This is a genomic window from Streptomyces sp. NPDC058741, from assembly GCF_042746715.1.
GTDB lineage: Bacteria > Actinomycetota > Actinomycetes > Streptomycetales > Streptomycetaceae > Streptomyces.
In genome coordinates, this window is record NZ_JBHYQH010000001.1 from 281,204 (window position 1) to 306,435 (window position 25,232).

The 25,232-nt window shown below is 72.4% G+C and carries 24 protein-coding genes and 1 pseudogene; 9 read left to right on the top strand and 16 right to left on the bottom strand.

The features are described from left to right. Window positions 1-61 precede the first annotated feature (61 nt). A complete protein-coding gene (locus ACFW6P_RS01330) occupies window positions 62-1,132 on the top strand; it encodes a hypothetical protein (RefSeq protein ID WP_386353904.1) in 1,071 nt (356 codons plus the stop codon). 180 nt (window positions 1,133-1,312) lie between these two features. On the opposite strand, the gene ACFW6P_RS01335 is transcribed toward ACFW6P_RS01330, so the two are convergent. The 4 genes from ACFW6P_RS01335 to ACFW6P_RS01350 all read right to left on the bottom strand — a co-directional run bounded on the left by ACFW6P_RS01335 (window position 1,313) and on the right by ACFW6P_RS01350 (window position 6,266). Next, on the bottom strand, window positions 1,313-2,674 hold the full coding sequence (locus ACFW6P_RS01335) for an AAA family ATPase (protein ID WP_386353906.1): 1,362 nt from the start codon (window positions 2,672-2,674) through the stop codon (window positions 1,313-1,315). Beyond that, a complete protein-coding gene (locus ACFW6P_RS01340) occupies window positions 2,671-4,182 on the bottom strand; it encodes a hypothetical protein (RefSeq protein WP_386353908.1) in 1,512 nt (503 codons plus the stop codon). The genes ACFW6P_RS01335 and ACFW6P_RS01340 overlap by 4 nt, the downstream gene beginning before the upstream one ends. Further along, complete coding sequence (locus tag ACFW6P_RS01345; RefSeq protein ID WP_386422569.1) at window positions 4,179-5,297, bottom strand: hypothetical protein; 1,119 nt, start codon at window positions 5,295-5,297, stop codon at window positions 4,179-4,181. Before ACFW6P_RS01345 ends, ACFW6P_RS01340 begins: the two co-directional genes overlap by 4 nt. Window positions 5,298-5,378: 81 nt before the next feature. After that, window positions 5,379-6,266, bottom strand: coding sequence for a hypothetical protein (locus ACFW6P_RS01350; RefSeq protein ID WP_386422572.1), 888 nt, complete (start codon window positions 6,264-6,266; stop codon window positions 5,379-5,381). 1,180 nt (window positions 6,267-7,446) lie between these two features. On the opposite strand from ACFW6P_RS01350, the gene ACFW6P_RS01355 reads away from it, so the two are divergent. Continuing rightward, window positions 7,447-7,773 carry a nuclear transport factor 2 family protein gene (locus ACFW6P_RS01355; RefSeq protein ID WP_386353914.1) on the top strand — a complete coding sequence of 109 codons (327 nt, stop codon included), beginning with the start codon at window positions 7,447-7,449 and terminating at the stop codon, window positions 7,771-7,773. 269 nt (window positions 7,774-8,042) lie between these two features. On the opposite strand, the gene ACFW6P_RS01360 is transcribed toward ACFW6P_RS01355, so the two are convergent. Together ACFW6P_RS01360 and ACFW6P_RS01365 are read right to left on the bottom strand one after the other, a co-directional pair. Next, complete coding sequence (locus ACFW6P_RS01360) at window positions 8,043-8,828, bottom strand: SDR family oxidoreductase (protein WP_386422575.1); 786 nt, start codon at window positions 8,826-8,828, stop codon at window positions 8,043-8,045. Window positions 8,829-8,971: 143 nt separating this feature from the next. Further along, window positions 8,972-10,006, bottom strand: coding sequence for a Gfo/Idh/MocA family protein (locus ACFW6P_RS01365; protein WP_386353918.1), 1,035 nt, complete (start codon window positions 10,004-10,006; stop codon window positions 8,972-8,974). A gap of 104 nt (window positions 10,007-10,110) precedes the next feature. Between ACFW6P_RS01365 and ACFW6P_RS01370 the strand changes: the two genes are divergently transcribed. The 3 genes from ACFW6P_RS01370 to ACFW6P_RS01380 are packed head-to-tail and all read left to right on the top strand — an operon-like array spanning window position 10,111 to window position 13,562. Next, window positions 10,111-11,418, top strand: a complete 1,308-nt coding sequence (locus ACFW6P_RS01370) for a multidrug effflux MFS transporter (RefSeq protein ID WP_386353920.1) — start codon at window positions 10,111-10,113, stop codon at window positions 11,416-11,418. Next, complete coding sequence (locus ACFW6P_RS01375; RefSeq protein WP_386353922.1) at window positions 11,361-12,566, top strand: serine hydrolase domain-containing protein; 1,206 nt, start codon at window positions 11,361-11,363, stop codon at window positions 12,564-12,566. The genes ACFW6P_RS01370 and ACFW6P_RS01375 overlap by 58 nt, the downstream gene beginning before the upstream one ends. Before the next feature lie 12 nt (window positions 12,567-12,578). Next, window positions 12,579-13,562: a small ribosomal subunit Rsm22 family protein gene (locus ACFW6P_RS01380; protein WP_386353924.1), complete on the top strand. Its 984-nt coding sequence runs from the start codon at window positions 12,579-12,581 to the stop codon at window positions 13,560-13,562. Window positions 13,563-13,570: 8 nt separating this feature from the next. Here the strand turns inward: ACFW6P_RS01380 and ACFW6P_RS01385 are convergent, their stop codons facing one another. From ACFW6P_RS01385 to ACFW6P_RS01405, 5 genes and pseudogenes are all read right to left on the bottom strand, one after another. Then, entirely contained in the window at window positions 13,571-13,930 is a 360-nt protein-coding gene (locus ACFW6P_RS01385; RefSeq protein ID WP_386353961.1) for a hypothetical protein, read from the bottom strand. Between the two features lie 25 nt (window positions 13,931-13,955). Continuing rightward, window positions 13,956-14,060, bottom strand: a pseudogene (locus ACFW6P_RS01390) (transposase); the annotation flags it as partial. A 132-nt stretch (window positions 14,061-14,192) separates the two neighbouring features. Further along, window positions 14,193-14,774 carry a DinB family protein gene (locus ACFW6P_RS01395; protein ID WP_386353926.1) on the bottom strand — a complete coding sequence of 194 codons (582 nt, stop codon included), beginning with the start codon at window positions 14,772-14,774 and terminating at the stop codon, window positions 14,193-14,195. 311 nt (window positions 14,775-15,085) lie between these two features. Beyond that, window positions 15,086-16,309, bottom strand: coding sequence for a glycosyltransferase (locus ACFW6P_RS01400; RefSeq protein ID WP_386353928.1), 1,224 nt, complete (start codon window positions 16,307-16,309; stop codon window positions 15,086-15,088). A gap of 323 nt (window positions 16,310-16,632) precedes the next feature. Beyond that, window positions 16,633-16,839, bottom strand: a complete 207-nt coding sequence (locus ACFW6P_RS01405; protein WP_386353930.1) for a DUF6243 family protein — start codon at window positions 16,837-16,839, stop codon at window positions 16,633-16,635. 106 nt (window positions 16,840-16,945) lie between these two features. On the opposite strand from ACFW6P_RS01405, the gene ACFW6P_RS01410 reads away from it, so the two are divergent. After that, window positions 16,946-17,587 carry a TetR/AcrR family transcriptional regulator gene (locus ACFW6P_RS01410; protein WP_386353932.1) on the top strand — a complete coding sequence of 214 codons (642 nt, stop codon included), beginning with the start codon at window positions 16,946-16,948 and terminating at the stop codon, window positions 17,585-17,587. Here the strand turns inward: ACFW6P_RS01410 and ACFW6P_RS01415 are convergent. Further along, window positions 17,566-18,423, bottom strand: a complete 858-nt coding sequence (locus ACFW6P_RS01415; protein WP_386422579.1) for a glycerophosphodiester phosphodiesterase — start codon at window positions 18,421-18,423, stop codon at window positions 17,566-17,568. The genes ACFW6P_RS01410 and ACFW6P_RS01415 overlap by 22 nt on opposite strands. 210 nt (window positions 18,424-18,633) lie before the next feature. Between ACFW6P_RS01415 and ACFW6P_RS01420 the strand changes: the two genes are divergently transcribed. Then, window positions 18,634-19,368 (top strand): bifunctional DNA primase/polymerase, encoded by a 735-nt coding sequence (locus tag ACFW6P_RS01420; RefSeq protein WP_386422581.1) that lies wholly within the window; start codon window positions 18,634-18,636, stop codon window positions 19,366-19,368. A gap of 43 nt (window positions 19,369-19,411) precedes the next feature. Here ACFW6P_RS01420 and ACFW6P_RS01425 read toward each other — a convergent pair whose 3' ends face one another. The 4 genes from ACFW6P_RS01425 to efeO all read right to left on the bottom strand — a co-directional run bounded on the left by ACFW6P_RS01425 (window position 19,412) and on the right by efeO (window position 23,849). Continuing rightward, window positions 19,412-20,404: a hypothetical protein gene (locus tag ACFW6P_RS01425; RefSeq protein WP_386422584.1), complete on the bottom strand. Its 993-nt coding sequence runs from the start codon at window positions 20,402-20,404 to the stop codon at window positions 19,412-19,414. A 198-nt stretch (window positions 20,405-20,602) separates the two neighbouring features. Then, window positions 20,603-21,439 carry an iron uptake transporter permease EfeU gene (gene efeU / locus ACFW6P_RS01430; protein WP_386422587.1) on the bottom strand — a complete coding sequence of 279 codons (837 nt, stop codon included), beginning with the start codon at window positions 21,437-21,439 and terminating at the stop codon, window positions 20,603-20,605. Window positions 21,440-21,443: 4 nt separating this feature from the next. Beyond that, a complete protein-coding gene (gene efeB, locus ACFW6P_RS01435) occupies window positions 21,444-22,682 on the bottom strand; it encodes an iron uptake transporter deferrochelatase/peroxidase subunit (RefSeq protein WP_386422590.1) in 1,239 nt (412 codons plus the stop codon). Window positions 22,683-22,694: 12 nt separating this feature from the next. Then, entirely contained in the window at window positions 22,695-23,849 is a 1,155-nt protein-coding gene (gene efeO / locus ACFW6P_RS01440; RefSeq protein WP_386422592.1) for an iron uptake system protein EfeO, read from the bottom strand. A 225-nt stretch (window positions 23,850-24,074) separates the two neighbouring features. On the opposite strand from efeO, the gene ACFW6P_RS01445 reads away from it, so the two are divergent. Both ACFW6P_RS01445 and ACFW6P_RS01450 read left to right on the top strand, forming a co-directional pair. Then, window positions 24,075-24,719, top strand: a complete 645-nt coding sequence (locus tag ACFW6P_RS01445; protein WP_386353946.1) for a PhzF family phenazine biosynthesis protein — start codon at window positions 24,075-24,077, stop codon at window positions 24,717-24,719. Window positions 24,720-24,817: 98 nt separating this feature from the next. Beyond that, window positions 24,818-25,027, top strand: a complete 210-nt coding sequence (locus ACFW6P_RS01450; protein WP_386353948.1) for a hypothetical protein — start codon at window positions 24,818-24,820, stop codon at window positions 25,025-25,027. Window positions 25,028-25,232: the final 205 nt, after the last annotated feature.

Genomic DNA, 25,232 nt, shown 5'->3' on the forward strand with positions numbered 1-25,232 from the left:
TGACCAGCAGTTACGGGACAGCGTTTAGTATGATTAGCCGATCTACGGTTATGATCACTACGTGTGTGCGGCTGATCTCACCCAGGACGCGGCGGGCTCCCTGTCAGACGTCGACTTCAAAGCGCGAGTGCTCGTGTGTCCGGCATACGGAAGCAAGGAGTCGCGTAAACATTGGCACGACACGCTTGAGCAGGAAGTGCCGTTTACCGATGAGGCCTTGACGAGGCATCTGTCGCCTCGACAACTTGAACGGCTCAGCCGCTTTCATCCCATGGGTGTGGCCCGCTTCTGGGGTGCCACATCGGCTCATGACAAGGCCATGTCCAGCGTTCGTACGGGCGACGTGGCTCTGTTCACCGGGGCGAAGAAGGTACTGGCTGTAGGGGAAGTCGGCGTCATCTTCGTCAACCGCGAGGTCGCCGACACGCTCTGGCCGCCATCACCCGGAGGTAAGAGTTGGCATACCGTGTACAGCCTGCGGGACTTCGTTCCTGCTGAGGTTCCCTACGAGGAACTGGCTAAACTGATCGGATATTCCAAGAACTACGGCTTCCCCGGCCAGTTGGTGCTCGAAGGTGACAAAGCCCGAGCTGTCATCGAGGGTTTGCGCATAACCACCAGGACGGTGTTGGAGCAACTCGGCATTGAGAAGCCGCCTGTTCGCGATCCGCTCTCGGTCCAGCGGGCTGAATTGGAACAGCAGCACACGCCGGTCGTCAGCTTCGGGCGCTCGGCGGCGACGACCCTCTACAGGCGTGAGGAACAGCCGTTGGTCACGGAGTTCTGCGCAACGCTCACCGTCGCTGCTGAGCGTTTCCGATCTCCAGTCGGCCTTTGTGACATCTATATACAGGGGCCTGACAGTGTGGAGGTGATCGAAGCGAAGAGCCGCACTGAGCACGCGTACGTGCGTGAAGCCCTCTCCCAGCTGTTGGACTACGCCCCGCACAGTCCGCGTCCTGCGGACCGGCTTGCCGTGCTGCTCCCTGATACGCCCGACGAGCGTGAACTTCAGTTGCTGCACCGGTATGGCGTCGATTGCATTCACCGGGTATCTCCCGGCGTGTTTCGAAGAGTTCCGGCACCCGACGACAGGCGGCATCTGATGAAAAGACTGTGGACGGAGAGGTGAGTCCATCAGCCGTACCGGTGAATCCGGCCACGAGCGCGGTGAGAGCGACACCGACTGAGACGATGCGACGAGGAGCTGAACAACCGGCAGGAATGGCGCTGTTCATCGACAGCACTCACCATGACGGAGGGCTGTCGCACATTGTCGGTAACACTTGCGGCACGACAGGGGGCGTGCCCGTCAGCCACGTGTTCTGTGCTCCCCCCGCTCCAGCCGCCCCATCACCACCTGGTGAGCCCGCCACCCATCCGGAAACTTGGGCGGCACATCCAGATACACAGGACTGCTCCGCGGATGCCGGTCCAGCAGGTCGCGGATGCCGGCGCGGGCCACCACGATGCAGGCGAAGCGGTGCCGGGACAGCAGGACGCACAGGCGGCCCGTCTCCAGGTGGAAGGCGGAGGCGTCGTGGCGGCCGGAGAGCGGGTGCCAGACGAGGGTGACGTCGAACTCGCGGCCCTGGAGGCGGTTGGCGGTGTCCACGGTGATGCCGGTCAGGCCGCGGACGGCGAGGCGTCTGCGGACCGCGTCCGCCTGCACGGTGCGTGCCGTGCCGATCGCGATGCGGTCCGTGGTCAAGGGCTCCCCGTTGACCAGCGCCCCGCGCTCCAGCAGCCGGGACGCCGTCGCCGCGAGGGCCTCCGCCACCTCCGGGTCGTGGTCGAGGGTGTGGCGGGCGGGGAGTTCCAGGTGGCCCCAGCCGGAGGCGGCGGCCCGGGCGAGGACGTCGTCCAGTGGGCCTGAGCCGTGGGGCAGGCTGGCGTACGACAGCACGCGCTCTGCTGCCGTCGTGCCGGGGACGAACCGGTAGAAGGGGTAGAAGGCCTGCTCGACCAGGGGTGCCGCCGACTCGGGGAGACGCCAGGAGACGGGCAGCTGGTGGCGGACGAGGTCGGGGTTGTGGGCGAGGGTGACGTCGACCGCGTTGCGCAGGGGGTCCCAGGTCAGGCCGTGCCAGCGGTCGGTCTCCACGGTGGCGAAGGGGTCGAGCTGGCCGGGGTCGCCGACGAAGAGGACCTGTGAGTCGTCCTGGGAGAACAGCGGGGCGGTCGCCAGGAGCCCGTCCGAGCGCATCTGATAGGCCTCGTCGACGATGGCCCACCGCCACGGCGCGCACCTGTCCGGGGTGATGAACGACCACTTCTTCGCGGTGGACACCACGACGGGCAGGTCGCGCAGGTCCGTCACCTCCCTGCTCCCGGTGACGTTGGGGTGCCGGGTGACGCGGGGCGGGAGGATGTGGCCCTTGGCGTGGAGGCGGCCGAGCGCCAGGGCGGGATACTTCTGCGCGATGCGATCCACCAGGTCGTCGACCTGCTCGTTGGTCTGCGCGACGATCATGAGCTGGTGGCCCGCGGACGTCAGGTGCCCGGTGGCCCGCACCACCAGCGTGGACTTCCCGGCCCCGGGGGGCGAGTCCACGACGACGCCCCGGCCGGGCGCGGTGTCGAGGCTGGTCAGGATCCCCGCGACCGCCCGGTCCGCGCGTTCGCCGGGGGTGAGGGCTTCGGGATCCCCGGTGTCGGGAAGGAGGGCGGTCACTCCCAGGTCTCCTCTGCGTCCTCGTCGGTGGGCTCGTACGGCTGCGGCGGACCGCCGTGGGTCCAGGGGGTGTCCTCCTCGTCGGGGAGGGCGGACGGCATGGCCGTGGGGTTGAGCGTGGTGTACGTCAGCTCCTCGCCGGTCTCGGCGAGGGTGCCGGGCGGCGCCGGGGGCCTGCGCTTCCTCGCGAAGCCGCCCTCGAGCTGGAGCACCACGGTGTGGCCGCCGTCGTCCTTCTGCCGGACCTCGAGGATCCGGGCTCCCTGGCCTGGCCGGGCAGGGGACTTCACCTCCGTGCCGACCGCGGGGACGGTACGGGCGTCGGTGCGGAGCGTGATCGTCGGGCGCCACACCTGGGAGCCGGGGCGGTCGCCGGGGACGAAGCGGTCCTCGTCCCTGGCCGTCACCGTGCCCGTGAACGCCTCGCCGGTCAGCTCGTACTCCGCCATCACCAGCGGATCGTCGTACGCGCGCTCCGCCTCGTAGCGGGTGACCGCGTCCTCCAGTCGGGCCAGGCGGCGGGCGGCCCGGACGGCCTGGTCGCGGCGGGCCTGGGGGCGGCCGTCGGCGTCCAGGTACTCGGCGTACTCGGAGAACCAGCGCCGGTCGAGGGTCCAGCGGCCGGGGACGTGGGCGCCCTCCGGCAGCTCGCGGAGCAGCTCCGCGCCGCGCCACATCAGCTGCCAGGTGGGCAGCATCTGGCCGTGCAGTTCACGGTCGACCTGGCGGCCGACCGCCTCGCGTCCGCGGTCGTCGGGCGCCTCGTCGTACCGCGTCATCAGCTCGTGCAGGGTCCGGTCGAAGACCGGGTCCGTGGACGGGCCGGCGGGCGGCCACACGCCGGGGTCCTCGGTCTCCCGCGCCGCGCTCGCCCCGTCGCTGCCTTCCGGTGGATCGATCCAGGCGAGCAGGGACGCGAGGTGGGAGTCCTCGGAAGGGCTCTGGCCCGTCGCCCAGTGCGCGGCGAGCGACCGGGTCATCGCGAGCAGCACACCGGAGTTCGGGAACTCGGCCAGGTCCGCGAACCATGTCAGCCACTTGCCGAGGGCGGGCACGGACGGGTCGACCGCGTACGGTCCCTCGGTGGCGCGGAGTCTGGTCAGCCGGCCCAGCAGGCGGACGTACGCGATGCCCTCGCCGTTCGGTACGAGGAGCTGCGGGCCCCGCTGGAAGCGCAGGCGTTCCTCCTTCTCCTTGCCACGGCCGACGGTGTAGGGCTCCGTCTCCGTCCGGCAGCCGTCGATGTACGCGAGGAGGAGATCGGCGAGGCGCTCGGCGAACCGGAAGCGTTCGGCGCGGTTGCGCGGCTGGCGGACGGTGAGGAGGACCGGGTGCTCGGGGTCCGTGCCCGCGAGCGCGGCCAGGGGTGCGCAGGCCTCACCGGCGAGGGTGAGCGGCACCAGGGCGAACGGCTTGTCGTCCAGGTGCTGGTGGCGGACGGTCGTCAGCGGCTCGGCCCGGCCGGTGCGGGACGCCGTCAGCGCCGCGACGGTGGACAGGACGCTCATGCGGCCCCCCGGCGGAGTCGGCGCAGCCGGGCGGCGGTGCGCAGCAGGTCGGCGGCTTCCGCCTCGGCCTCTCCGGGGGCGGCGACGCCGTCCAGGTAGTCGAGCGCGGTGCGGGTGGAGTCGATGCCCGGCAGGTCGTTGCGCACGCCGCTGCCGAAGCGGGCCGGTGAGGCGCAGCCGTCCGCCTCGTCGCGGCAGTAGCGCGCCATCTCGCAGAAGGACAGGCAGGAGGGCGTGTACGACGCGTCCAACGTCTCTATGGATGCCGACAGTTCGTCCGCGTCTCGGGTCGTGTCCAGGGTCGCCGTCTCGGGGAGCCGGGCTGCGAGGTCCTCGGCTCGCCGCAGCCGCGAGAGCTGGAACTGGAGGGCGTCGAGTTCCTGCCGGAGGTCGACGAGGCGGGCGTAGGGGCGGTTGGAGAAGTCCTTGGGGCAGACGAGCAGGAACGCGTGGGCGAGCTGGTCGGTGGGCAGACCGGCGGTCTCGAAAGCGCGGCGCAGGGCCAGGACATACACCGCGGCCTGCTTGGCCGTCTCGGCGACGGCGGTCGGGTTGGCCTGGCCATCGATCGCCGCGAAGGAGCGGATCAGGACGACGTGGAACTTCCCGTCGATGCGGTGGGTGAGCGCGTCCGGCTCCAAGTACGCGGTCTGACCGGCGACTTCGAGGGTGAGCACCGGGCGGTCGAGGATCAGCCGTACGTCCTGGCCGGAGGCCACGTGCGCGAGGAGGCGGCGGGTCTCCCGCTCGCGCACGTGCAGCTCCGTGTTGCCTCCCACCTCGTTGAGGTCGGTCACATGGGCTTCCGCCACGGGGACGGAGAGCTGCTCGCGCAGCAGTTGGATGAGCTCGGCGTAGCCACCCCACTTCACGAGAGCGTGGAACGCCTGTTCACGGGCGAGGGCGAAGGGCGACTGGCCGAAACGCGGCTCGTATCCGACCTGCTGGGCGAGCAGCGCCTTGTCCACCCCGGCGGCGTCGAGGACCGCGCGGCGGGCGCAGGCGGGGTTGGCGGTCAGTGCGGTGATCTTGCGGGCGGTGTACGGCTGAGGGGGCTGCGGTCCACGCAGCCGCGCGAGTCGGCCGTCGGGAGGTTCGGACTGCTGCGAGGGCATCGTCTCTGCTTCGGGTACGTCTTCAGGGGCTTACCCGCCTGCGAGGCGTCTGGCACGCCGTCGCTGTCGGGAAACGGGTCGTCAGGACAGGGTCCCACTTGCGTCGCGCAGGGCGTCGCGCATCGGGGCCGCGCCGAACAGCTGCTGTACGTCGGCCAGTTGACCACGGGCGCGCTGTGCGGCCGCTTGCCGTTGCTGGTCGTCCTCCTGCTGATGGACGGCGGCTTCGGCGTGGGCTGCGGCGATCACACGGGCGGGATCGGGCTCCTGGGCCGAGGCGTCGTAGGCGCCGGGGATGGTGAGGGCGAAGCGGCGCAGCAGCCGCCACGCCGCGTCCGGGGCGGGGTGCCCCGCGGTGGCGAGCCGCTGGATCTGCTCGGCGGTGCCCACCGCGTGGCTGAGGAAGTCGGCGCGCGGGCTGAGCGGGCCGATGATCCGCCGCTCCACGGGCCAGGTGGACAGGGCCAGCAGCCCGCGCGCGGGGACGAGGCGGTCGTGGGTCAGTGCCGCGCAGATGTAGTACGGGCGGGCATAGCCCTGTGCCGTGAAGGAACGCTCCTCGTCGCGGCGGAGTGACGCGAGTTTGGTGGCGACCAGCGGCTCGGTGAAGAACGCCTCGTACGTGGAGGAGATGAGCTTGGGGGAGGCAGGGGCCCCCAGCAGGGTGAGCGCCTGGTGAACCTGTTCGCGGATCGGGATGGAGGCGTGCGCCGGGCGCTCCTTGCCGCGTGACTCACCCGCGGTCACCGAGGTCGGCGAGGTCTGGAGCTCGGTGGGGAGCGCGCCGTCGTCCGTTGCGGACTCGGATTCGGCCTCGACTGCGAGGGCGTGCTCCCACGCGGCCTCGGCCTCGCGCAGTGCGCGGCGGATGCGCGCGGTTTCGGCCTTGTCCCGTGCGCGCACGGCACCGCGCAGCTCGGTGCGCAGCTGGGACAGGCGCTGCTCGAGATCCTCCAGTGATGCCGCCATGCGGGGCAGCTTAGCGCAGGATCCAACCTGTGCCAATAACTTCCAATGACTTCCAAGATTCCTGCTCCGGGTCGATACCGACGGCGCACCCGGCCGCCCGAAGGGTGCCGTGTGCCCGAGGTCAAGACGGGGGAGGCAATGAGCCTCGAGCACACCACGGCATGGCGCAGCCCGCACTGGGTGACGGGGGACGACAGCCTGGTCCGCGTGGGCCCCGGGACGGGTGGGAGCGAGGAACACACCTGCCCCTCGCATGCCGCGGCCAAGGCCCGGCCCGGTCTCTGGCCCACCCGGCGACTCCGGCTGCCGAAGCCGGAGCTCGAGACGTTCCCCCTCGGGCCGGTCATGGACGCCGTCGACCGCCGTGCCGCGCAGGCCCGGCGTCCTCGGACTCCCCTCGCGGGTGGCACCGCTGCGGAAGGTGTCGATCAGCGATCTGCGCTATCACGCGGCCTGCCCCGCGCAGGGATTCCTCCGCGCCCTGCACCTGCCCAAGTCCGACGAGTACGGCAGCGCGGCCAGACTCGCCCAGGCGTGCACGGCTGGGTCGAGAAGCTGCACCGTCGCCCGGGATGGCCACCGTGCGCGGCCGATGACATGCCCCCGGAGGACGAGAACTGGACAGAGGGACGCTGGCGGGTCTCCGACGAGGACGCCGCGACCGGCCGGGACATGCTGCTCCACCACGTCGACGCCTGCCCTTCCAGGACGCCGCCCTCATCCGGCGGGTGGAGCCCGAAGCCCTGCGCGTCGTCCACGACACCGCGGCACAGGCCGTCGTCATCGCCAAGCCGGACCTGCTCTACCAGGAGGACGGCCCGTGGGTGTGGAGGGAGCTCAAGAAACACGGAAGCGGCGCCGCCGGCACGAGGACCCTCTCGAGACCTCGCCCGCTCCGCGGTGAAGGCCCGCACCGCCGCCCTCGATCAGATCACCAACCTCCTCGTCACCGCACCCGAAGCCATCCGCGCCAGATACCTGCGGCTCAAAGGGACAGACCGCACGGATGCCCTGGCCCGGCAGCAGGCAGCGGCCAGCAGGCGGCACGAAGGGGGAACTTCCCTCGTCGCGTCTCCACCGTCGCACCCGCGGCACCCGGCGACACCTCGCGGACGCGCCTGGGACGCCGTTCGGGTGGCAGCGGTGGCGCGGTCCGGGGGCCGGTACGACGCTGGCCCGTATGACGATTCAGACCACGCGGCTCAGCGATCCGACGGTCCGTGCCTTCGTGGCGGCCGTGAACAACCACGACCGCGCGCGCTTCATGGAGCTCCTCGCGCCGGGGGCGACCATGGCGGACGACGGTTCCGACCGCGACCTCGCCGACTGGGTCGACCGGGAGATCTTCTCCTCCCACGGCCACATGGAGGTCGACAACGAGTCCAACGGCGGCCGTTGCCTCCTCGCCCGCTACAGCAACGACACCTGGGGCGAGATGCGCACCCGGTGGAGCTTCACCCTGGACGACGACGGCCGGATCTCCCGTTTCGAGACCGGTCAGGCCTGACCCCACGGGTCCTGGCGTCGTCGCGGCGGTCGTTCCACGCGCACCGGTGCGCATCCCGCGGTCCCGCGGGGACCACCCCCACCCGGTGCCGGGAACGACCGCCGCCTCCCCCCTGGATGTGGCCGACGGAAGCTCGCCGCTCCAACTGTGAAGCTTTCGTGCAGGAGAGTTGAGCATAAGTCCCCGACCGGCCGCAACAGGGCGGATGTTTGCATTCCGGTTGTGGGCGTTGACCAGTTGACGGCCTGCGGCCCCGTCCGGGTCCTGGCTCAACCCCGCCCGACGTACGGCATCGCCGTGGCCAGGACCGTCGCGAACTGCACGTTCGCCTCCAGCGGCAGCTCCGCCATGTGCCGCACCGTGCGGGCCACGTCCGCGACGTCCATCACCGGTTCCGGGGTCACCTCCCCGTTCGCCTGCAGCGCTCCGCTCCCCATGCGGGACGTCATGTCGGTCGCCGCGTTGCCGATGTCGATCTGGCCGACGGCGATGCCGTACGGCCGCCCGTCCAGGGAGAGGGACTTCGTCAGGCCCGTCAGCGCGTGCTTGGTCGCCGTGCAGGCCACCGAGTGCGGACGGGGCGTGTGCGCGGAGATCGAGCCGTTGTTGATGATCCGGCCGCCCCGCGGGTCCTGCTCCTTCATCAGCCGGTACGCCGCCTGCGCGCACAGGAACGCCCCGTTGAGGTTGGTGTCCACCACGTGCCGCCAGGCCTCGTAGGGCAGTTCCTCCACCGGGACGCCGCCGGGCCCGAACGTGCCCGCGTTGTCGAACAGCAGGTCCACCCGGCCCAAGCGCTCCACGGTGGCGGCGAAGAGGGCGCCGACGTCCTCCGGGCGTGAGACGTCCGTCCGTACGGTGAGAGCCGCCGCGCCCTCCGGAGCCAGGGCCGCCGTCTCCTCCAGCGTCTCGGCGCGCCGGCCCGCCAGCGCCACCGACCAGCCCGTGCGCAGCAGTTCCCCCGCGACCGCCCTGCCGATGCCGGAGCCCGCCCCCGTCACCACCGCCACCCTCGGCCGCGTGTCCCGCCGCGGGTCCGTTCCCCTGGCCTTCATGGGCTCGCAGCGTACGGGACGGTCCGCCGTCCCGGGCGGCGCGGGCCGACTTCAGGACCGTGCCGTACGTGACCCGGCGGGCGGTGCCGGTCACGACGGCCGCGTCCGCCGCGTCCTTCGTGACGGAGGTGGGGGGCCGGGGCTCAAGCCGGCGTGAGCGCGGACGTGCGGTCCTCGTCCGGGGTCTCGCCCGGGTAGCGGACGCCGACGCGGTCCCGGATCGCGTCGAGCGTCCGCATCACGGCGAGCGTGCCGTCCAGCGGGACCAGCGGGGACTCGGTCTCCCCGGCGCGCACGGCCCGCATGACCTCAAGTGCCTCGTGGCGCATGCTGTTGCGCGGCCCGTCCGCAGGGTCGGCCGTGAACTCCTCGGCGTCGCGGCCGTCCCGGTGCAGGACGAAACCCTCCGGGAAGAAGAAGCCGTGCGGGATGTCGATACGGCCCCGGGAGCCGGTGATCGAGGCCGCGGTCGCCGAGCCGCCCACGATGGAGCAGTGCACCGAAGCGAGAGCGCCGCTCTCCCACGAGAGCACCGCCGACGTCTGGAGGTCGACGCCCTCGTCCGAGAGCACCGCCCGCGCCACGACGTCCGACGGCTCCCCGAGCAGCAGCTGCGCGAACGACACCGGATACACGCCCAGATCGAGCAGCGCGCCCCCGCCGAGCCGCGGGTCGCGCAGCCGGTGTGACGGCGGGAACGGCCCGGCCAGCCCGAAGTCGGCCTGCACATGGCGTACTTCGCCGATCGCCCCGTCGTCCACCAGCGCCTTCAGCCGCCGCACCAGCGGATTGCAGTACGTCCACATCGCCTCCATCAGGAAGCGCCCGTGCTCCCGTGCCAGCGCGACGAGTTCCTCCGCCTCGCGCACGTTCAGCGTGAACGGCTTCTCGCACAGCACGTTCCGCCCGGCCGCCAGGCACAGACCGGCGGCGGCCCGGTGCGCGGTGTGCGGGGTGGCGACGTACACGACATCGATGTCCTCGTCCTGCGCGAGGGCGTTCCGGTCGCCGTACGCCCGCGGTATCCCGAAGCGCTCCGCGAACGCCTTCGCCGAGTCCTGCGACCGCGACGCCACCGCCACGACCTCCGCGTCCGGCAGGTCGATCAGGTCCGCGGTGAATGCGGCCGCGATCCCCCCGGTCGCCAGGATCCCCCACCGCACCGTCCGGTCCGTCATACCCGCCCCGCCTTCGCCTCATGATCCCGAGCAGTCCGTACGGCCCGAGCAGTCCGTACGAGCTGAGAGCATAGGTGGCGATCGACTCGGAAAGGGAGGGACTCATGCCCGAGGGTGGGGCGTCCATATCGAACACCGCGCGGGGGGCCGCGTCCGGGACGGCGGTCCCCGGCCTCGCACCGCACCGCCGCACCGGACTCCTGGTCACCCTCCTCCTCGGGAGCCTGACCGCCGTCCCTCCGCTGGCGATGGACATGTACCTCCCGTCCCTGCCGGAGGTCACCCGCTCCCTGCACGCGCCCGCCGCGACCGTCCAGCTCACCCTCACCGCCTGCCTGGCCGGCATGGCCCTCGGGCAGCTCGTCGTCGGACCCATGAGCGACCGGTGGGGGCGCCGCCGCCCGCTGCTCGCCGGGCTCGCCGTCTTCGTCGTCGCCACCGTGCTGTGCGCGCTCGCCCCCACCGTCGAACTGCTCGTCGCCTTCCGGCTGGCGCAGGGCCTCGCGGGCGCCGCGGCCATCGTCATCGCCCGGGCCGTCGTCCGCGACCTCTACGACGGCATGGCCATGGCCCGCTTCTTCTCCACCCTCATGCTCATCTCCGGCGTCGCCCCGATCGTGGCGCCGCTCATCGGCGGGCAGATCCTGCGCGTCACCGACTGGCGGGGCGTGTTCGCCGCCCTCACCGTGATCGGCCTGCTGATCGGGGTCCTGGTCTGGACGCGGCTGCCCGAGACCCTGCCGCCCGCCGAGCGGCACGGCGGCGGCGTCGGCGAGGCCCTGCGCACGATGCGCGGCCTGCTCGCCGACCGCTCCTTCACCGGCTACACGCTCACCGGCGGCTTCGCCTTCGCCGCCCTGTTCGCCTACATCTCCGCGTCCCCCTTCGTCGTCCAGGAGATCTACGGAGCCTCCCCCCAGACCTTCAGCCTGCTGTTCGGCCTGAACTCGGTCGGGCTGGTCGCCGTCGGCCAGATCAACGGCAAGATCCTGGTCGGCCGGGTCAGCCTCGACCGGGTGCTCGGCACCGGCCTCGTCGTCGTCGTCACCGCCGCGACCGCGCTGCTGCTGATGTCCCTCGGCGTCTTCGGCGAGGTCGGGCTCGGACCCGTCGCCGCCGCGCTGTTCGTGCTGATGTCGGCCATGGGCATCACCCTGCCCAACACCCAGGCCCTCGCCCTGATGCGCACCAGGCACGCCGCCGGATCCGCGTCCGCCCTGCTCGGCACCACCTCGTTCCTCATCGGCGCGGTCGCCTCCCCGCTCGTCGGCGTCGCCGGCGAGCACACCGCCGTCCCGATGGCCGTCGTCCAACTGGCCGCCGCACTGGTGGCCCTGGGCTGCTTCGTGGGAATGTGCCGTCCCTGGAGGACCGACAGCAGGTGTGTGAGCGCGGAGGGAGCGGACCGCTGAGCGCCCCGAGACTGCGCGACGGCACACCGGAACGGGCCGGGCTCGACCCCGGGGAGCTGCGCCACCTCGTCCGCGAGGTCCACGTCCTCACCACCGGGCAGCGCCCCTGGGCCCCCGGCGCCGTCCTGGTCGTCGGACGCGGACCGGTGATCGCCGTCGAGGAGGCGGCGGGCTGGGCCGTCCGCTACGCCGCCTACGACGAGGACGCCGACGCCGGTGTGGAGCTGCCCCCCGGGGACCGCGTCCCGATGACCGTCGACACGCCCTTCGACCTCGCGTCCCTCACCAAGCTGTTCACGTCGGTGGCCGCCGTGCAGCAGATCGAGCGCGGCACGCTGGGCATCGACGCCCGGGTCGGGGCGTACCTGCCCGACTTCACGGCCGCCGCCCGGCACGGCATCACCGTCCGTCAGCTGCTCACCCACACCTCCGGGCTGCGGCCCGAACTCCCGCTGTACGACTGCCCGGACGACGCGGCGCGGCTCGCCGCGCTCCAGGCGGAGGCGCCGGTGGGCGTGCCCGGCACCTCCCGCTACTCCGACCTGAACATGCTCCTGCTCCAGCACGTCCTGGAACGGGTCTCGGGACGGACCCTCGATGTCCTCTTCCGCGACGGCATCACCCGGCCGCTCGGCATGACGGCCACGGACTTCGGGCCGTGCCCGGGCGCGGCGGCCACGGAGGACCAGCGCCGGCCCTGGGCCAAGGCGGACCGGGGCATGCTGCGGGGCGAGGTCCACGACGAGAACGCCTGGGCGCTGGGCGGCGTCGCTGGCCACGCGGGCCTGTTCTCCACGGGCCGCGACCTCGCGGTGTTCTGCCGCGCCCTGCTCGCCGGCGGCTCCTACGGCCCCGCCCGCATCCTCGGGCCCGACTTCGTCGAGCTGCTGTTCACCCCGCCCGGCCTCGGCTTCCTGCTCGACCAGCCCTGGTTCATGGGCGACCTCGCGGGCGGGGGAGCGGCGGGCCACACCGGCTTCACCGGCACGTCCCTGGTCCTGGACCGGGCCACGGACACGTTCCTGATCCTGCTCACCAACGCGGTCCATCCCCGCCGCCGGCGCACGGACAGCGCGCCGAGGGCGGTGGCGGGGTCGCGGGTGGCCCGGGCGGTACGGGGGATCCACGGCCCGGCCCGCCGCACCTGAGAGAATCGCCGGGTGAACGCCCCCGCACGTCCCGACGAGACCCTCCGCGCCGCGCTCGCCGGCCTGCTCGACGGTCTGCCGCCCCGGCAGGCCGCGCAGGCCGTCGAGCGGCTCATCGCCAGCTACCGCGGGGCCACCCCGACGGACGCGCCGATCCTGCGCGACCGGGCCGACGTCGCCGCCTACGCCGCCTACCGGATGCCCGCGACCTTCGAGGCCGTGCGGTGCGCGCTGGCGGCGTTCGCCGAGGCCGCGCCCGCGTGGGTGCCCGGATCGCACACGGACGTCGGCGGCGGTACGGGCGCGGCGGCCTGGGCCGTGCGCGCGACCTGGGGCGGGGACCGGCCGGTCACCGTCCTCGACTGGGCCGAACCCGCCCTCGCCCTGGGCCGGGAGATCGCCGCGGCCGACCCGGCGCTGCGGGACGTCACGTGGCGGCGCACCCGTATCGGAGCGGCGCTCTGCCTGGAGAGCACCGATCTCGTCACGGTCTCCTACGTCCTCAACGAGCTGACCGCCCCCGACCGCGACGCCCTCGTCGACGCCGCCGCGGCCGCCGCCCGGGCCGTCGTGATCGTCGAGCCCGGCACCCCCGACGGCTACGCCCGCCTCATGGAAGCCCGCGACCGGCTGACCGGCGCCGGGTTCCGCATCGCCGCCCCCTGCCCGCACAGCGCCGCCTGCCCCATCGCCCCGGGCACGGACTGGTGCCACTTCTCCGCCCGGGTCAGCCGCTCCTCCCTGCACCGCCAGGTCAAGGGCGGCTCCCTCGCCTACGAGGACGAGAAGTTCGCCTACGTCGCCGCCGCCCGCTTCCCCGTCGGACCGGCGCCCTCCCGGATCGTGCGGCGCCCCCAGATCCGCAAGGGCCAGGTCCTCCTCGACCTCTGCGGGACCGAGCCGTCCCTGCGCCGCGCCACCGTCACCAAACGCCACGGCGACCTCTACAAGGCGGCCCGGGACGCCGACTGGGGGGACGCCTGGCCACCCGCCTGAGCCTGTGATCACCCAGGCGGTGGCGGTCGTGGCCCGGCCCGGTGCCGAGTGCCTCCGGCACGGCGGCCGTCGGCGGCGACGGCATAGCGCTTTCGTTCATTTCGGATGGTCAGGCGGCGGTAGCCGAACAGCCGAGCGGTCGACCGCTCGATCTTCCGGCGGTGCCGACCGAGGCGTTCGCCGGACTCGATGCCTGGCCGCGCGGTGTGCGCGACGAGCCCCCGCTCGCGCAGCCAGATGCGGTGTCCGGCGGAGAAGTACGCCTTGTCCGCACGGAGTTCGACGGGCCGGCGCCGCCGTGGTCCCCGGCGGGACCGGACTGCGGGGATGCCGAGGAAGAGCGGCTTGAGGGCGAGACCGTCGTGCATGTTCGCCCGCCCGATGCAGCCGACGCCATAGGCCGACCTCGGTCCATACCGTGAAGCGGCGATGCGCGGTGGCGGAGGACGTGCCGAACGTCGGCGGCAGATGCCGCCAGGCACAGCCGCCGGTCAGCACGTCACCACTGCGGTGAACACGGCCCGCTGGTCGCTCGGAGCGGTCCCGCCACCTTGCGGTCGAGCCGCGAACGACGGCAGCAACGGGGCGACCAGCCTCCAGAACCCATCAGGAACCAGACGCTTCGACAGATCAGCACTCAGCTGATGCGGCCGACCTGGCGGCCTGCTCGATCTTCGCGCAGTAGGCGGTGCGGGCGTCCTCATCGATCTGCATCTCGTGTTCGGGGCGCATCCCGGTTCGGCCGTCCACGCCTTCGCGCAGGATGTCGGCGTGCCCGGCATGCCGGTTGGTCTCGCCGAGGACGTGGACCAGGATGGCGAACAGGTTCGTGTCGGAATAAGGCTCCGGCCACCACGGCACGTGGCCCGGGGCATCGAGGGCAAGCTCGTCGATCGTCGCGTCTGAGTGTTTCCACGTGCGCCGGTAGGACTCGATGATCTGATCGCGCGCCTCGTCCTCGGCCGCCCACAGATCGCTGCCGTGGTCCTGCCACCGGGGCAGCGGTTCTGGGGACGGCCGGTCGAAGACCTCGCCCAGGTACCTGGCCTCCACGCTGGCCACGTGTTTGACCAGGCCGAGGAGGTTGGTCCCGGTCACCGTCAAAGGTCGGCGGGCGTCGTATTCGGACAGGCCGTCGAGCTTCCAGAGCAGCGCCTTGCGGTCCCGCCGCAGCCGCCCGTGCAGGGTGCCCTTCGCGAATTCATCGATCATGCGGCATGAGCCTGCCAGGGGCTACTCGTGGCCTCAAGATCCCGTACGTGGACCGCAATGACCGGCAGTGCTGAAACCCGGCCACGGCAACCGCCCCGAGCTGCTGAAGAAGCTCGCGGAACTTGCGACGTGAGTCAGCCTCTGAAGAACTCCTGACCGAATGGTCTTCGGAGGCCAGTGCTGTCGCTCGCTGGTGAGTGTCCGACGTTGACCGGAAAGCCGCCGAGTATGCCGGTCTCTTCGAGCATGCCGCGTCGGCGGTGCAGCCCGGCGCTGGGCACTTTCCCGGCTCGGTGATGCCGTGTGGGGGTTCACGCGGGCACCGACGGCCTTTCTCGGCTGACGGCGTCGAGCAGTAGTTTCGCGGCCACTGCTGCTCCGTCGGTGCGGATGCCGTCGGCCACGGCCCGTGCCCGTGCGAGGGTCTCGGGGCTGAGGGCCCTCCCGAGTGCGGCTGACAGGGACTGGGTGGTCGGAGCCGAGCCGTCGTGTGCCGCACCGATGCCCAGGGCGGCCACCCGGCCGGCCCAGTAGGGCTGGTCCGCCGCCTGGGGCACTACCACCTGCGGCGCTCCGGCCCGGGCGGCCGTCGTCGTCGTGCCCGCGCCGCCGTGGTGCACGACGGCGGCCACCCTGCCGAACAGTGCCTGCTGATTGACCTCGCCGACGACGAAACAGTCGTCCCGGTCGTCGATCAGAGCCAGTTCGGCCCAGCCGCGGCCGACGAGTGCGCGGCGGCCGTGCGCGCGGATCGCCTCGATGGACACCCGGGCGATGTCCGCGGAGACGCCGCGCATGCTGCCGTAGCCGACGAACACCGGAGGTGTGCCCGTGTCCAGGAACGCCAGCAGGTCGTCCGCCAACGGGCGTTCGTCCGGCAGGATCCACGCCCCGGTGTGCACGACGTCGAGCTCCGGGGTCTCCCGCCACGGACCCAGGACCGGGTCCGACGCCAGCCACGGCCGGTCGGTGAAGATGAAACCGTGGACGTCGTCCACGGGCGGCAGACCAACCGAGGCCCGGTGGGCGTTGAGCGCCCCGCCGTGCAGCGCGTTGAAGGTCCGGGCGTTCAGGTCCCACAGCGCCCGGTTGTCGGTCACCTCCGGCGGGAACGACTGGCCCGCCAGCAGCGCGGGGGGCGCTTGGTGCGGCGACCGCAGCAGGAACGGGCAAAAGGTCGCGTACACGTAGGGGATACCGAGTTTCTCGGCTGCCGACCGCGAGGAGAAGTGCGCGAGACCGGTCGCCAGCAGGACGTCACATCCCTCGGCGGCTGCGGCGACCGTGCCGAACTGCGCGGCCAGCTCGGTCACACGCCGGGAGGCCGCCGATTCTGACGACGGCGCCGTCATCGTGCCCATCGGCCTGCCGACCGCCACCAGTTCCACACCGGCCCCGGCTAGCAGCCGGGCGAAGACCTCGTCCGGCGGCGCACAGACCCTCACCTGCGCGCCGAGTTCCCGTAACCGCACCGCCAGCGCCACCAGCGGTTCGACATCCCCGCGCGACCCATACGTCGACAACAACACACGCACTACGCGACTCCCGTTTTTGCAGGTACTGGCCTCGGTCGGCGATTCTGCGGCCTGACGGGGGCCTTGCCGCAAGCCCCCCGGTGCGCTGTACGTTGAGCACGGCAAGCGACGGCGTGCAGCGTAGGACGGCACGTCGGCCCAGGAGGTTCTCACCTACGCCCCGCGCTGTCCTGAAGCTCATCGCGGGTGCCGACCACGGCACGTGGACGTCGACTCCCTGCGCTGAGGCCGAGTAGGCCACGGTGCCGTCCACGTCGTCATCCGGCCGACGCCCCGGGAGGATCCCGCGCGCGAGGGGGCCGCCTCCCCCGGGCGGGGGAGGCTCACGACGACGGCCGGGCCGTGCCGTCCTCCTCTCCCCGCTGCTGTCGTTCCTGCTGGAGCCTGCGCAGCAGCTCGCGCTTCTGGGCCTGCGGATCGAGACCGCCGCCGACCCGGCCGCCCCGGCCGCCGCCCCGCAGCGCCTCACGGCCGAGGTTCCTGCGCGAACCGCCGACCCCCAGCATGTTTCCGGCTCCACCTCGGGCCATGTCCGGCTCCTTCCCCGACTCCCCCACGTGACGAGACGGTCCGTCTCGCTCTATGCCTTCACTGTCAGCGAGACGAACCGTCTTGTCAACCTGTTACCTTCGCACCATGTCCGACCAGACGTCAGCCCGCCCCGCCCCCGCCAAGGCCGCCCCCGACTCCACCCGGCGCAGCGAGAAGTCCCGCCGCGCCATCTACGACGCCGCCCTGGCGCTCGTCGTGGAGGCCGGCTATCCGAAGACCACCGTCGAGGGCATCGCCGCCCGCGCCGGCGTCGGCAAGCAGACGATCTACCGCTGGTGGTCGTCGAAGGCGGACGTCCTGATGGAGGCCTTCCTCGACCTGGGCGAGCGGACCGTGCGGGAGGCCGGGTCGGCGCCGTACACCTTCCCGGACACCGGGGACGTGGCCGCCGACCTCAAGGCCGTGCTGCGCGCCACCGTCGACGAGCTCCAGGACCCCCGCTTCGAGGCGCCCTCCCGCGCGCTGGCCGCCGAGGGCGTCGTCAACGAGCAGCTCGGACGCGAGTTCGTGGCCAAGCTGCTGCAGCCCTCGCTCGACCTCTACGCGGACCGGCTGCGCGCCGCGCAGGACGCCGGGCAGATCCGCGCCGGCCTCGACCTGCGCATCGCCCTGGAGTTCTTCGTCTCCCCGCTCGCCCAGCGCTGGCTCCAGCACACCGGCCCGATCTCCCACGCGTACACCGACACCCTCGTCGACTACGCCCTTCACGGTCTCGCCCCGCGCTGAGCGGCCCGGGCGAGGCGGCCCGGCGCGTCCGTGACGACGCCGTCGCAGCCCAGCGCCAGCACCCGGTCCCGCTGCGCGTCCGTCACCACCGTGTGCGCCCACACCCGCGGAATCCCCGACCGCACCGCCCGCCTGAGGTCCGCGTCCCGCGCCCGGTGGTCCACGTCCAGCAGGTCGACGAACGCCCGCCAGCGCTCCGGCCGGTCCGTGCGCAGCTGCTCCGCCGAGCGCCACACCTGGGCGAGCAGGCCGAGGCGGTGCACGCGCCGGGCCACCTCGGGGTCGTTGGAGTTCACGAAGACCGAGCGGGTCAGGCCCCGGGCCCGGACCAGACCGGCCAGCCGCTCCAGGCCCCGCGGGTCCTTCGCCTCCAGCATCAGCACGATCCGCCCGCCGAGACGGTCCAGCACCTCGGCGACCGTCGGCGGCCGTTCCGAGCGCCAGCTGCCGGGCAGCGCGTCCCTCGGGCGCAGCCGCACCCCCCGCCACTCCCGGGCGTCCAGGCCGCGCACCGCGCCGCCCTGGTAGGTCGTGCGGTTCAGCGTCTCGTCGTGGAACACCACCGGGGTGCCGTCGCGCAGCACCCGGGTGTCGAAGTCCAGCACCTGCGCCGTACCGCGCCGGTAGGCCGCCATCAGCCCCGTCATGCTGTTCTCGGGGACCTCGCGGGCGCCGCCGCGGTGGGCGACGTAGGTGATCCGGGGCAGTGCCGCCACCGTCAGGGGGCCCGCCCCCCACTCCAGCGGGGTCGGGGCGCGGCCGCCGGGGCCCGTGAGGGTCAGCGAGACCACCGAAGCCGCACAGGCCAGGCCCGTCAGCGCGATCCTTGTGACCATGGCGAACACCGTAGGGCGGCATGTCATGGCAAAGCGGGCAATGACACCTGATCAAAGGGTTGAGTGCATCTCGTCCCGCAGGCATATGCCTCGCCCCACCGGTACCCGTCTCGGCCGTCCTGCCCCGGATGTGGGCTCTGGCCCCCCGGCGCGCGGGAAGATGCGACCATAGGGCATGCTGTTCGGCACGACGGCGAGGCGAGGGGATAGATGAGCGCGGAGTTCGGCGGCCCGAGCGGCCTGCGGGGCAGACTCACCCAGTGGCTGCGCGCCGGGCGCCGGCCCAAGGAGGCCACCGGTGACGGTGGCCGTGAGGCCCTGCTGCTCGCCGCCGCCGACGCGGGACTGCCGCTCGCACCCGCGGCGCACCCGTCCGGCTACCGCTGCTCCTGCGACCGCGTGGGCTGTCCCACCCCGGCCCGGCACCCGGTGTCCTTCGCCTGGCAGACGCAGTCCACGACCGACCGCGGCCAGATCGAGCGCTGGGCCCGCAACCAGCCGCAGGCCAACTTCATCACCGCGACCGGCATGGTGCACGACGTCCTCGACGTGCCCCTCGACGCCGGTCGCGCCGCGTCGGAGCGGCTGCTCGCCGAGGGCGTCGAGGTCGGGCCCGTCGCCGAGAGCGACGACGGCCGCATGCTGTTCTTCACCCTCACCCGCGGTACGCCCGAGGACGAGGACGAGTGGTGGCCGTGCGAGCTGGACTGCCATCCCGAGACCATGGACGAGCACCCCGGCCTGCGCTGGCACTGCCGGGGCTCCTACGTCCTCGTACCGCCGGCCCGGCTGCCCGGTGAGGGCCAGTCCGTGCGGTGGGTGCGCGGGCCCGAGCACCCCCTGCCGGATCCGCTGACCCTGCTGGAGGTGCTCACGGAGGTCTGCGCGCGCTACGCCGGTGAGGACGCCGGGCACGCGGGCGTCGGCTGGCCGCTGCGGCACTGAGCGCCTGCCCCGGGGAGCCGCCGGCCCGCCCGCCCCCCCGCCGCTACGAACCCTCCGCCGCCGTCAGGCCCTGGATCCTGCCCAGGATCGTGACCTCGCCCGGGCCCTTCGGGTCCAGCGCCACCTCGTTGGAGACGAACTCCATCGTCAGGGACTGCTTGATCTCGCCCTTCGTCAGGGCCTGCACGTCCTTGTTGGGCGTGGGGACCGACGTGCCCGTGTGGGCCGTCTGCTTCTCGTAGTGCCGCGTGGTGAAGAACACCAGCGCCCCGCCGTCCGTCGTGCGCAGGGCCAGCGGCGCGTAGTCGCCGTTCGTCAGCGGCTCGTCGATGTACTGGGTGACCAGGCCGGGCTTCTTGGCGTTCTTCTGGCGCAGGGCACGCCACTGGCTGGTGTGGGCGCCGTCGGCGAAGGTGTCCCCGCCGTTCTTCAGGTACGTGCTGTAGGCCTCGCTCAGGGCGCCGGGAGCGGTGGCGAGCCCGGAGGCGTCCACGGGGACGGACTCGGCCCAGCCGTCCGCGTCCTCCTTGAACTCGGGGACCTTGCCCGGGGCGACGAGGGTCAGGTACGCGACCTGGAACGGGTCGCCGAGGCTGCTGCGGGTGAAGACCAGCAGCCAGCGGGCGGAACCGCCCTTGTTGCCGGCCGCGTCGACGAGGAACCAGCGGGGCCAGCCGGCCTTCTTCGGGATCGTGAACTTCGCGTCGGTCAGTTCGAGGGGGGTGTGGTTCGCGTTGCCGTCCGGGCTGTTGGCCTTGCCGGCCTTCAGACGGGCCGAGTCGATGTCGGCGAGGGCGCCGGTGGTGTGCTCGGCGTCCAGACCGCTGTCGTAGGCCGCGTCGGCCTCGTTGTAGGCGGTCGTGAACTGCCGGAGCGCCTTGGCGGCTTCGGCGCGGGTGGTGGACGGGAGGACCTCCCGTTCACCGTGTACGACGACGCATCCGCCGGCGGTCAGTGACATCGCGGTCACCGAGGCCGATATGAGGGCGCTCCGGGCGTACCGGCGGAGCGTTCGAGGGTCGCGATCCCTGCTCATCGGGTTCCTTCACCTTCCCCTTTCCGGAGGCGAACCCTACCGGGTGGCCGCGGCGGTGGGGCCGGGGCGGGGGAGGTGAGGGCGCCCGCGGGGGAACGCGACGTGCCGGCAGGGGCGCGCGTCCCCGTCCGCGCCGGTGGTGGGGCGGGGCCGCCGCGCCGGTGGTGGGGCGGGCCGGGTGCGTGGACCGCCCCCGCGTCACACCTTCTCGCGCACCGGCGCGGGCACGGGCGTCGTCCTGCTCGGCAGGAAGAACAGGGCCAGCGTCGGGACCAGGTACAGCGTCCACACGACGGCCTGGAGGACCGTCGGGTCGGGCTGGAAGTTGAAGATGCCCTTCAGGAGCGTGCCGTACCAGCTGTCCGGGGGGATCGTGCCCGAGACGTCGAAGGCCTTGCTGGTGAGGCCGGGCAGGAAGTCGGCCTCCTGCAGGTCGTGGACGCCGTAGGCCAGGACGCCGGCCGCGACCACGACCAGCATGGCGCCGGTCCAGGTGAAGAAGCGCGCCAGGTTGATGCGCAGCGCGCCCCGGTAGAACAGCCAGCCCAGGAGGACCGCCGTCAGCAGGCCCAGGACCACGCCCAGCAGCGGACGCGGTGTGCCGTCGCTCGCCGCGTGCACCGAGGCCCAGACGAACAGGGCCGTCTCCAGGCCCTCCCGGCCCACCGCGAGGAAAGCCGTCGCGACCAGCGCGCCCGTGCCCATGGCGAGGGCGGCGTCCAGTCTGCCGTGCAGTTCGGCCTTGAGGTGCCGGGCGGTGCGGCGCATCCAGAACACCATCCACGTCACCAGGACGACCGCGAGGATCGACAGGGAGCCGCCGAGCGCCTCCTGCGCCTGGAACGTCAGTTCCTGGGAGCCGAACTCCAGGGCGCAGCCGAAGCCGAGGGCGAGGGTGACCGCGACCGCGATGCCCGTCCAGATCGGCTTCAGCGCGTCCCTGCGGCCGGTCTTGACCAGGTAGGCGATGAGGATGCAGACGACCAGGCTCGCCTCCAGCCCTTCGCGCAGACCGATCAGGTAGTTGGAGAACACGGGTTCAGGCCTCCTTCGAGAACAGCGTCCTGCCCCACCAGTCGTCCTGGTCGCGGACGCCCGGCGGGACGGCGAACAGGGCCGAACCCACGTGCTGGATGTACTCGTTGAGCGCGTCCGTCGCCAGGTTGCGCTGGATCGGGATGAAGCCCTTGCGCACGTCGCGCTGGTAGGCCAGGAAGAACAGGCCCGCGTCCAGGCGGCCCAGGCCGTCCGTGCCGTCGGTGAAGGAGTAGCCGCGGCGCAGGATCGTCGCGCCCTGGTTGGAGTCGGGGTGCGCGAGCCGGACGTGCGCGTCGGGCTTCATCGCCTTCAGGAACGGCTCGTCCCGCTCCTTCGCCTTGCCGACCGGCGCGCCCTCGCCCTTGTCACGGCCGAAGATGTCCTCCTGCTCCTGCAGCGGGGCGCGGTCCCAGGTCTCGATGTGCATGCGGATGCGGCGGGCCACGAGGTAGCTGCCGTCCACCATCCAGTCGGGGCCGTCCTTGTCCGCCACCCAGACGTGCTCGCGCAGCCGGCCGGTCTCCGTGCCCGCGATGTTGCGCGTGCCGTCCTTGAAGCCCATCAGGTTGCGCGGGGTCTGCGCCTCGGGCGTCGTCGACGAGGTCTTGCCGAAGCCGAGCTGCGACCAGCGGATGACGACCTTGCCGAAGCCGATGCGCGCGAGGTTGCGGACCGCGTGGACGGCCACCTGGGGGTCGTCGGCGCAGGCCTGGATGCACAGGTCGCCGCCGCTGCGGTTCTTGTCCAGGTTGTCGCCCGCGAACTTCGGCAGGTCGACCAGGGCCTCGGGCCGCCGGTCCGCGAGGCCGAACCTGTCGAAGAGCGAGGGTCCGAAGCCGATCGTCAGGGTCAGACGGGAGGGCTTCAGGCCCAGGGCCTCGCCCGTGTCGTCCGGAGGGGCCTCGGGCAGACCGCCGTAGCCGCCCTCGCCGACCGGGCGCCCGGCCGTCATGCGGCGGGCCGCCTCCGTCCAGTCCTTCAGGAGCCGGACGAAGGCCTCCCGGTCCTGCGTCGTCACATCGAACGCGGCGAAGTGCAGACGGTCCTGGACCGGGGTGGCGATGCCCGCCTGGTGGGCGCCGTGGAAGGCGATCCCGGTGCTCGCCTCCGGGGCGGCCTCGTCGCCGGTCCGGGCCACGGCCACCGCGCCGCCGGCCGCGGCGGCGCCGAGCGCGAGGCCCGCGCCGCCCCAGCCGAGCAGGGAACGGCGGCTGGGGGAAGCCGGGTTGGTCTCAGTCATGGTGGTGTCCCGCTACTTGACGACGGCGGCGGCGAGCTGCGACAGCGGTTCCGCCAGGGCGTTGACCGCGTCCGAGAGCTCCTTGCGGTCGGCCTTGCCGACCTTGTCGTAGGAGGTGAAGTCGTACGACTTCGTGTCCGGGCGGTACCGGTCGAGCAGGGTGTCGAGCGACGCGAACTGCTTGTCCAGCTCGGTGACCAGGGCCGCGTCGTTGTCGCGGGCGACCGGCTTCAGCAGCTCGTAGGACTTCTCGGCGCCCTCGACGTTGGCCTTGAAGTCGACCAGGTCGGTGTGCGAGTAGCGCTCCTCCTCGCCGGTGACCTTGCCGGTGGCGACCTCGTCGAGGAGTTCCTTGGCGCCGTTGGCCATGGAGGTCGGGGTGATCTCGGCCTTGCCGACCCGGTTCTGCCAGTCCTTCAGGTCCTTGATCAGCAGGCCGGCGAGTTCCTTCTCGCGGTCGCCGATCTTCCCGTCCTGCCAGAGGGCCTTCTCCAGGCGGTGCCAGCCGGTCCAGTCGGTGGCGGGGTCCTGGCCGTCCTCCAGGCCGTCCTCGCGGACGTCGACCTTGGGATCGATGTCGCCGAAGGACTCGGCGACCGGCTCGGTGCGCTCCCAGCCGATGCGGGAGGGGGCGTAGGCCTTCTTCGCGGCGTCGAGGTCACCGTCCTCGACCGCCTTCGCGAAGGCCTCGGCCTTGGGGAGGGTCTCGTCGGCCTGCTGCTGCACGTAGGCGCGGTAGGCGGCCACGGCCTCGTCCAGGCGCGGGTCGCGATGGACGGCCTTGCCGCCGGTGGCCGTGACGGCCTGGCGGATGCCCTCGCCCTTCATGCCGGGCTTGCAGGCGATCTGGTAGTCGCCGGCCTTCACCTCGGCGGTGACGCGCTGCTTGGTGCCGGGCCCTATGTTCTCCCGCTCGGTGACCACGCGGTCGTCGGGGAAGAGGACGTAGACCTCGGTGACCTTGGAGCCCTTGTTCTCCACGGCCAGCTCGACGTGCCCGGCCGGGAACTCCTTCTTCGACACCTCGCACGAGTCGTCGGTCGCCGTCACGCTGATCACGTGGTCGCCGTCCTGCGCGTCGCTCTTCTCCGTGCAGCCGGTGACGGCGGCCAGCGCCGCGGCCACGGCGATCGCGCTGGCGGCGTGGAGAGGTCTGACGGGTCGCATGCGGGCTCCAAGACGTGGCCGAAAACTGTTCGTGGTGCACCCTAGTTCAGGGTAGGTGAGGCTCACCTAACGTCCATAAGGATGGCCTAAGTAGGCCAAAAGGAATGCCAAGAACTGGTCAAAGGGAGGTCAAGGCTCTCCGGGCGCGGGGGCACTGCGTGTGAGGCCGGACCGTCCCTCGGGCCGGGAACGCGCCGCCCGCCCGCACGGTGTTTGAATGCCCCCGTGACTGACTACGACGTGCTCCGCGTCTTCTGCGCGCCGAACGGCGGCTACGGCAACGAACTCGGGGTCGTGCGCGACGGCTCCGTGATGCCCGGCCAGGAGGAGCGGCAGGCGTTCGCCGCGAAGCTCGGCTTCAGCGAGACCGTGTTCGTCGACGACCCCGAGCGGGGCGTGATCGACATCTACACGCCGACCCTGCGGCTGCCCTTCGCCGGGCACCCCTGCGTCGGCACCGCCTGGCTGCTGGACGTGCCCGAGCTGGTCACCCACGCCGGCGTGGCCGGGGCCCGGCAGGACGGGGAGTTCTGCTGGATCGAGGCACGGGCGGACTGGGTGCCGCCGCGCACGCTGCGCCAGTACGGCAGCGCCGCCGAGGTCGACGGCCTGGCCGTGCCGCCGCCCGGGGAGTGGGTGTACGCCTGGGCCTGGGAGGACGAGCCGGCCGGGCGGGTCCGGGCCCGGGCCTTCCCCGGGCGGGGCGACGGCATCGACGAGGACGAGGCGACCGGTGCGGCGGCCCTGCTGCTCACCGACCGGCTGGGCCGGGCCCTCAACATCATCCAGGGCGCGGGTTCCCAGATCCTCACCGCACCCCAGCCGGGCGGCTGGACCGAGGTCGGCGGCCGGGTGCATCTGGAACGCTGACCCGGGCGGCGCGCGCCCGTACGGGTGGAACAACGTGTGTGTGCGGTACCGAACGGGGACCTCTGGCCGTGACCTGGCTCCACCGCGAGAGGAATCCGATGCGCATTCGATCCGCTCTGGCCGTTGCCGCCCTGGCCGTAGCCGTGACCGCCACCGGTGCGGCGACGGCCGCCGCCGGGGACGACGGCCAGGACCACCGGTACGACCACCACGTGGCGTGCAGCCCGTACTTCGGTGAGCTCGAGGCCGAGACCGCCGAGATCGAGTGGGGCGGCGCCGTCTGCCACAACGGTCCGTTCGACATCTGAGCGGGACGGGGCTCGACGCTCAGCCGAGCCGAGCCGAGCCGAGCCGAGCCGGGCCGAGCCGAGCCGAGCCGAGCCGAGCCGGGCCGAGCCGAGCCGAGCCGAGCCGGGCCGAGCCGGGCCGGGCGGGGGGGGCGCCGCCCGCGGGCGGGGGGCCGGGACGGGGGTCGTGCGGTGGGGGGGGGGGGGGGGTGGTGGGGGGCGGCGC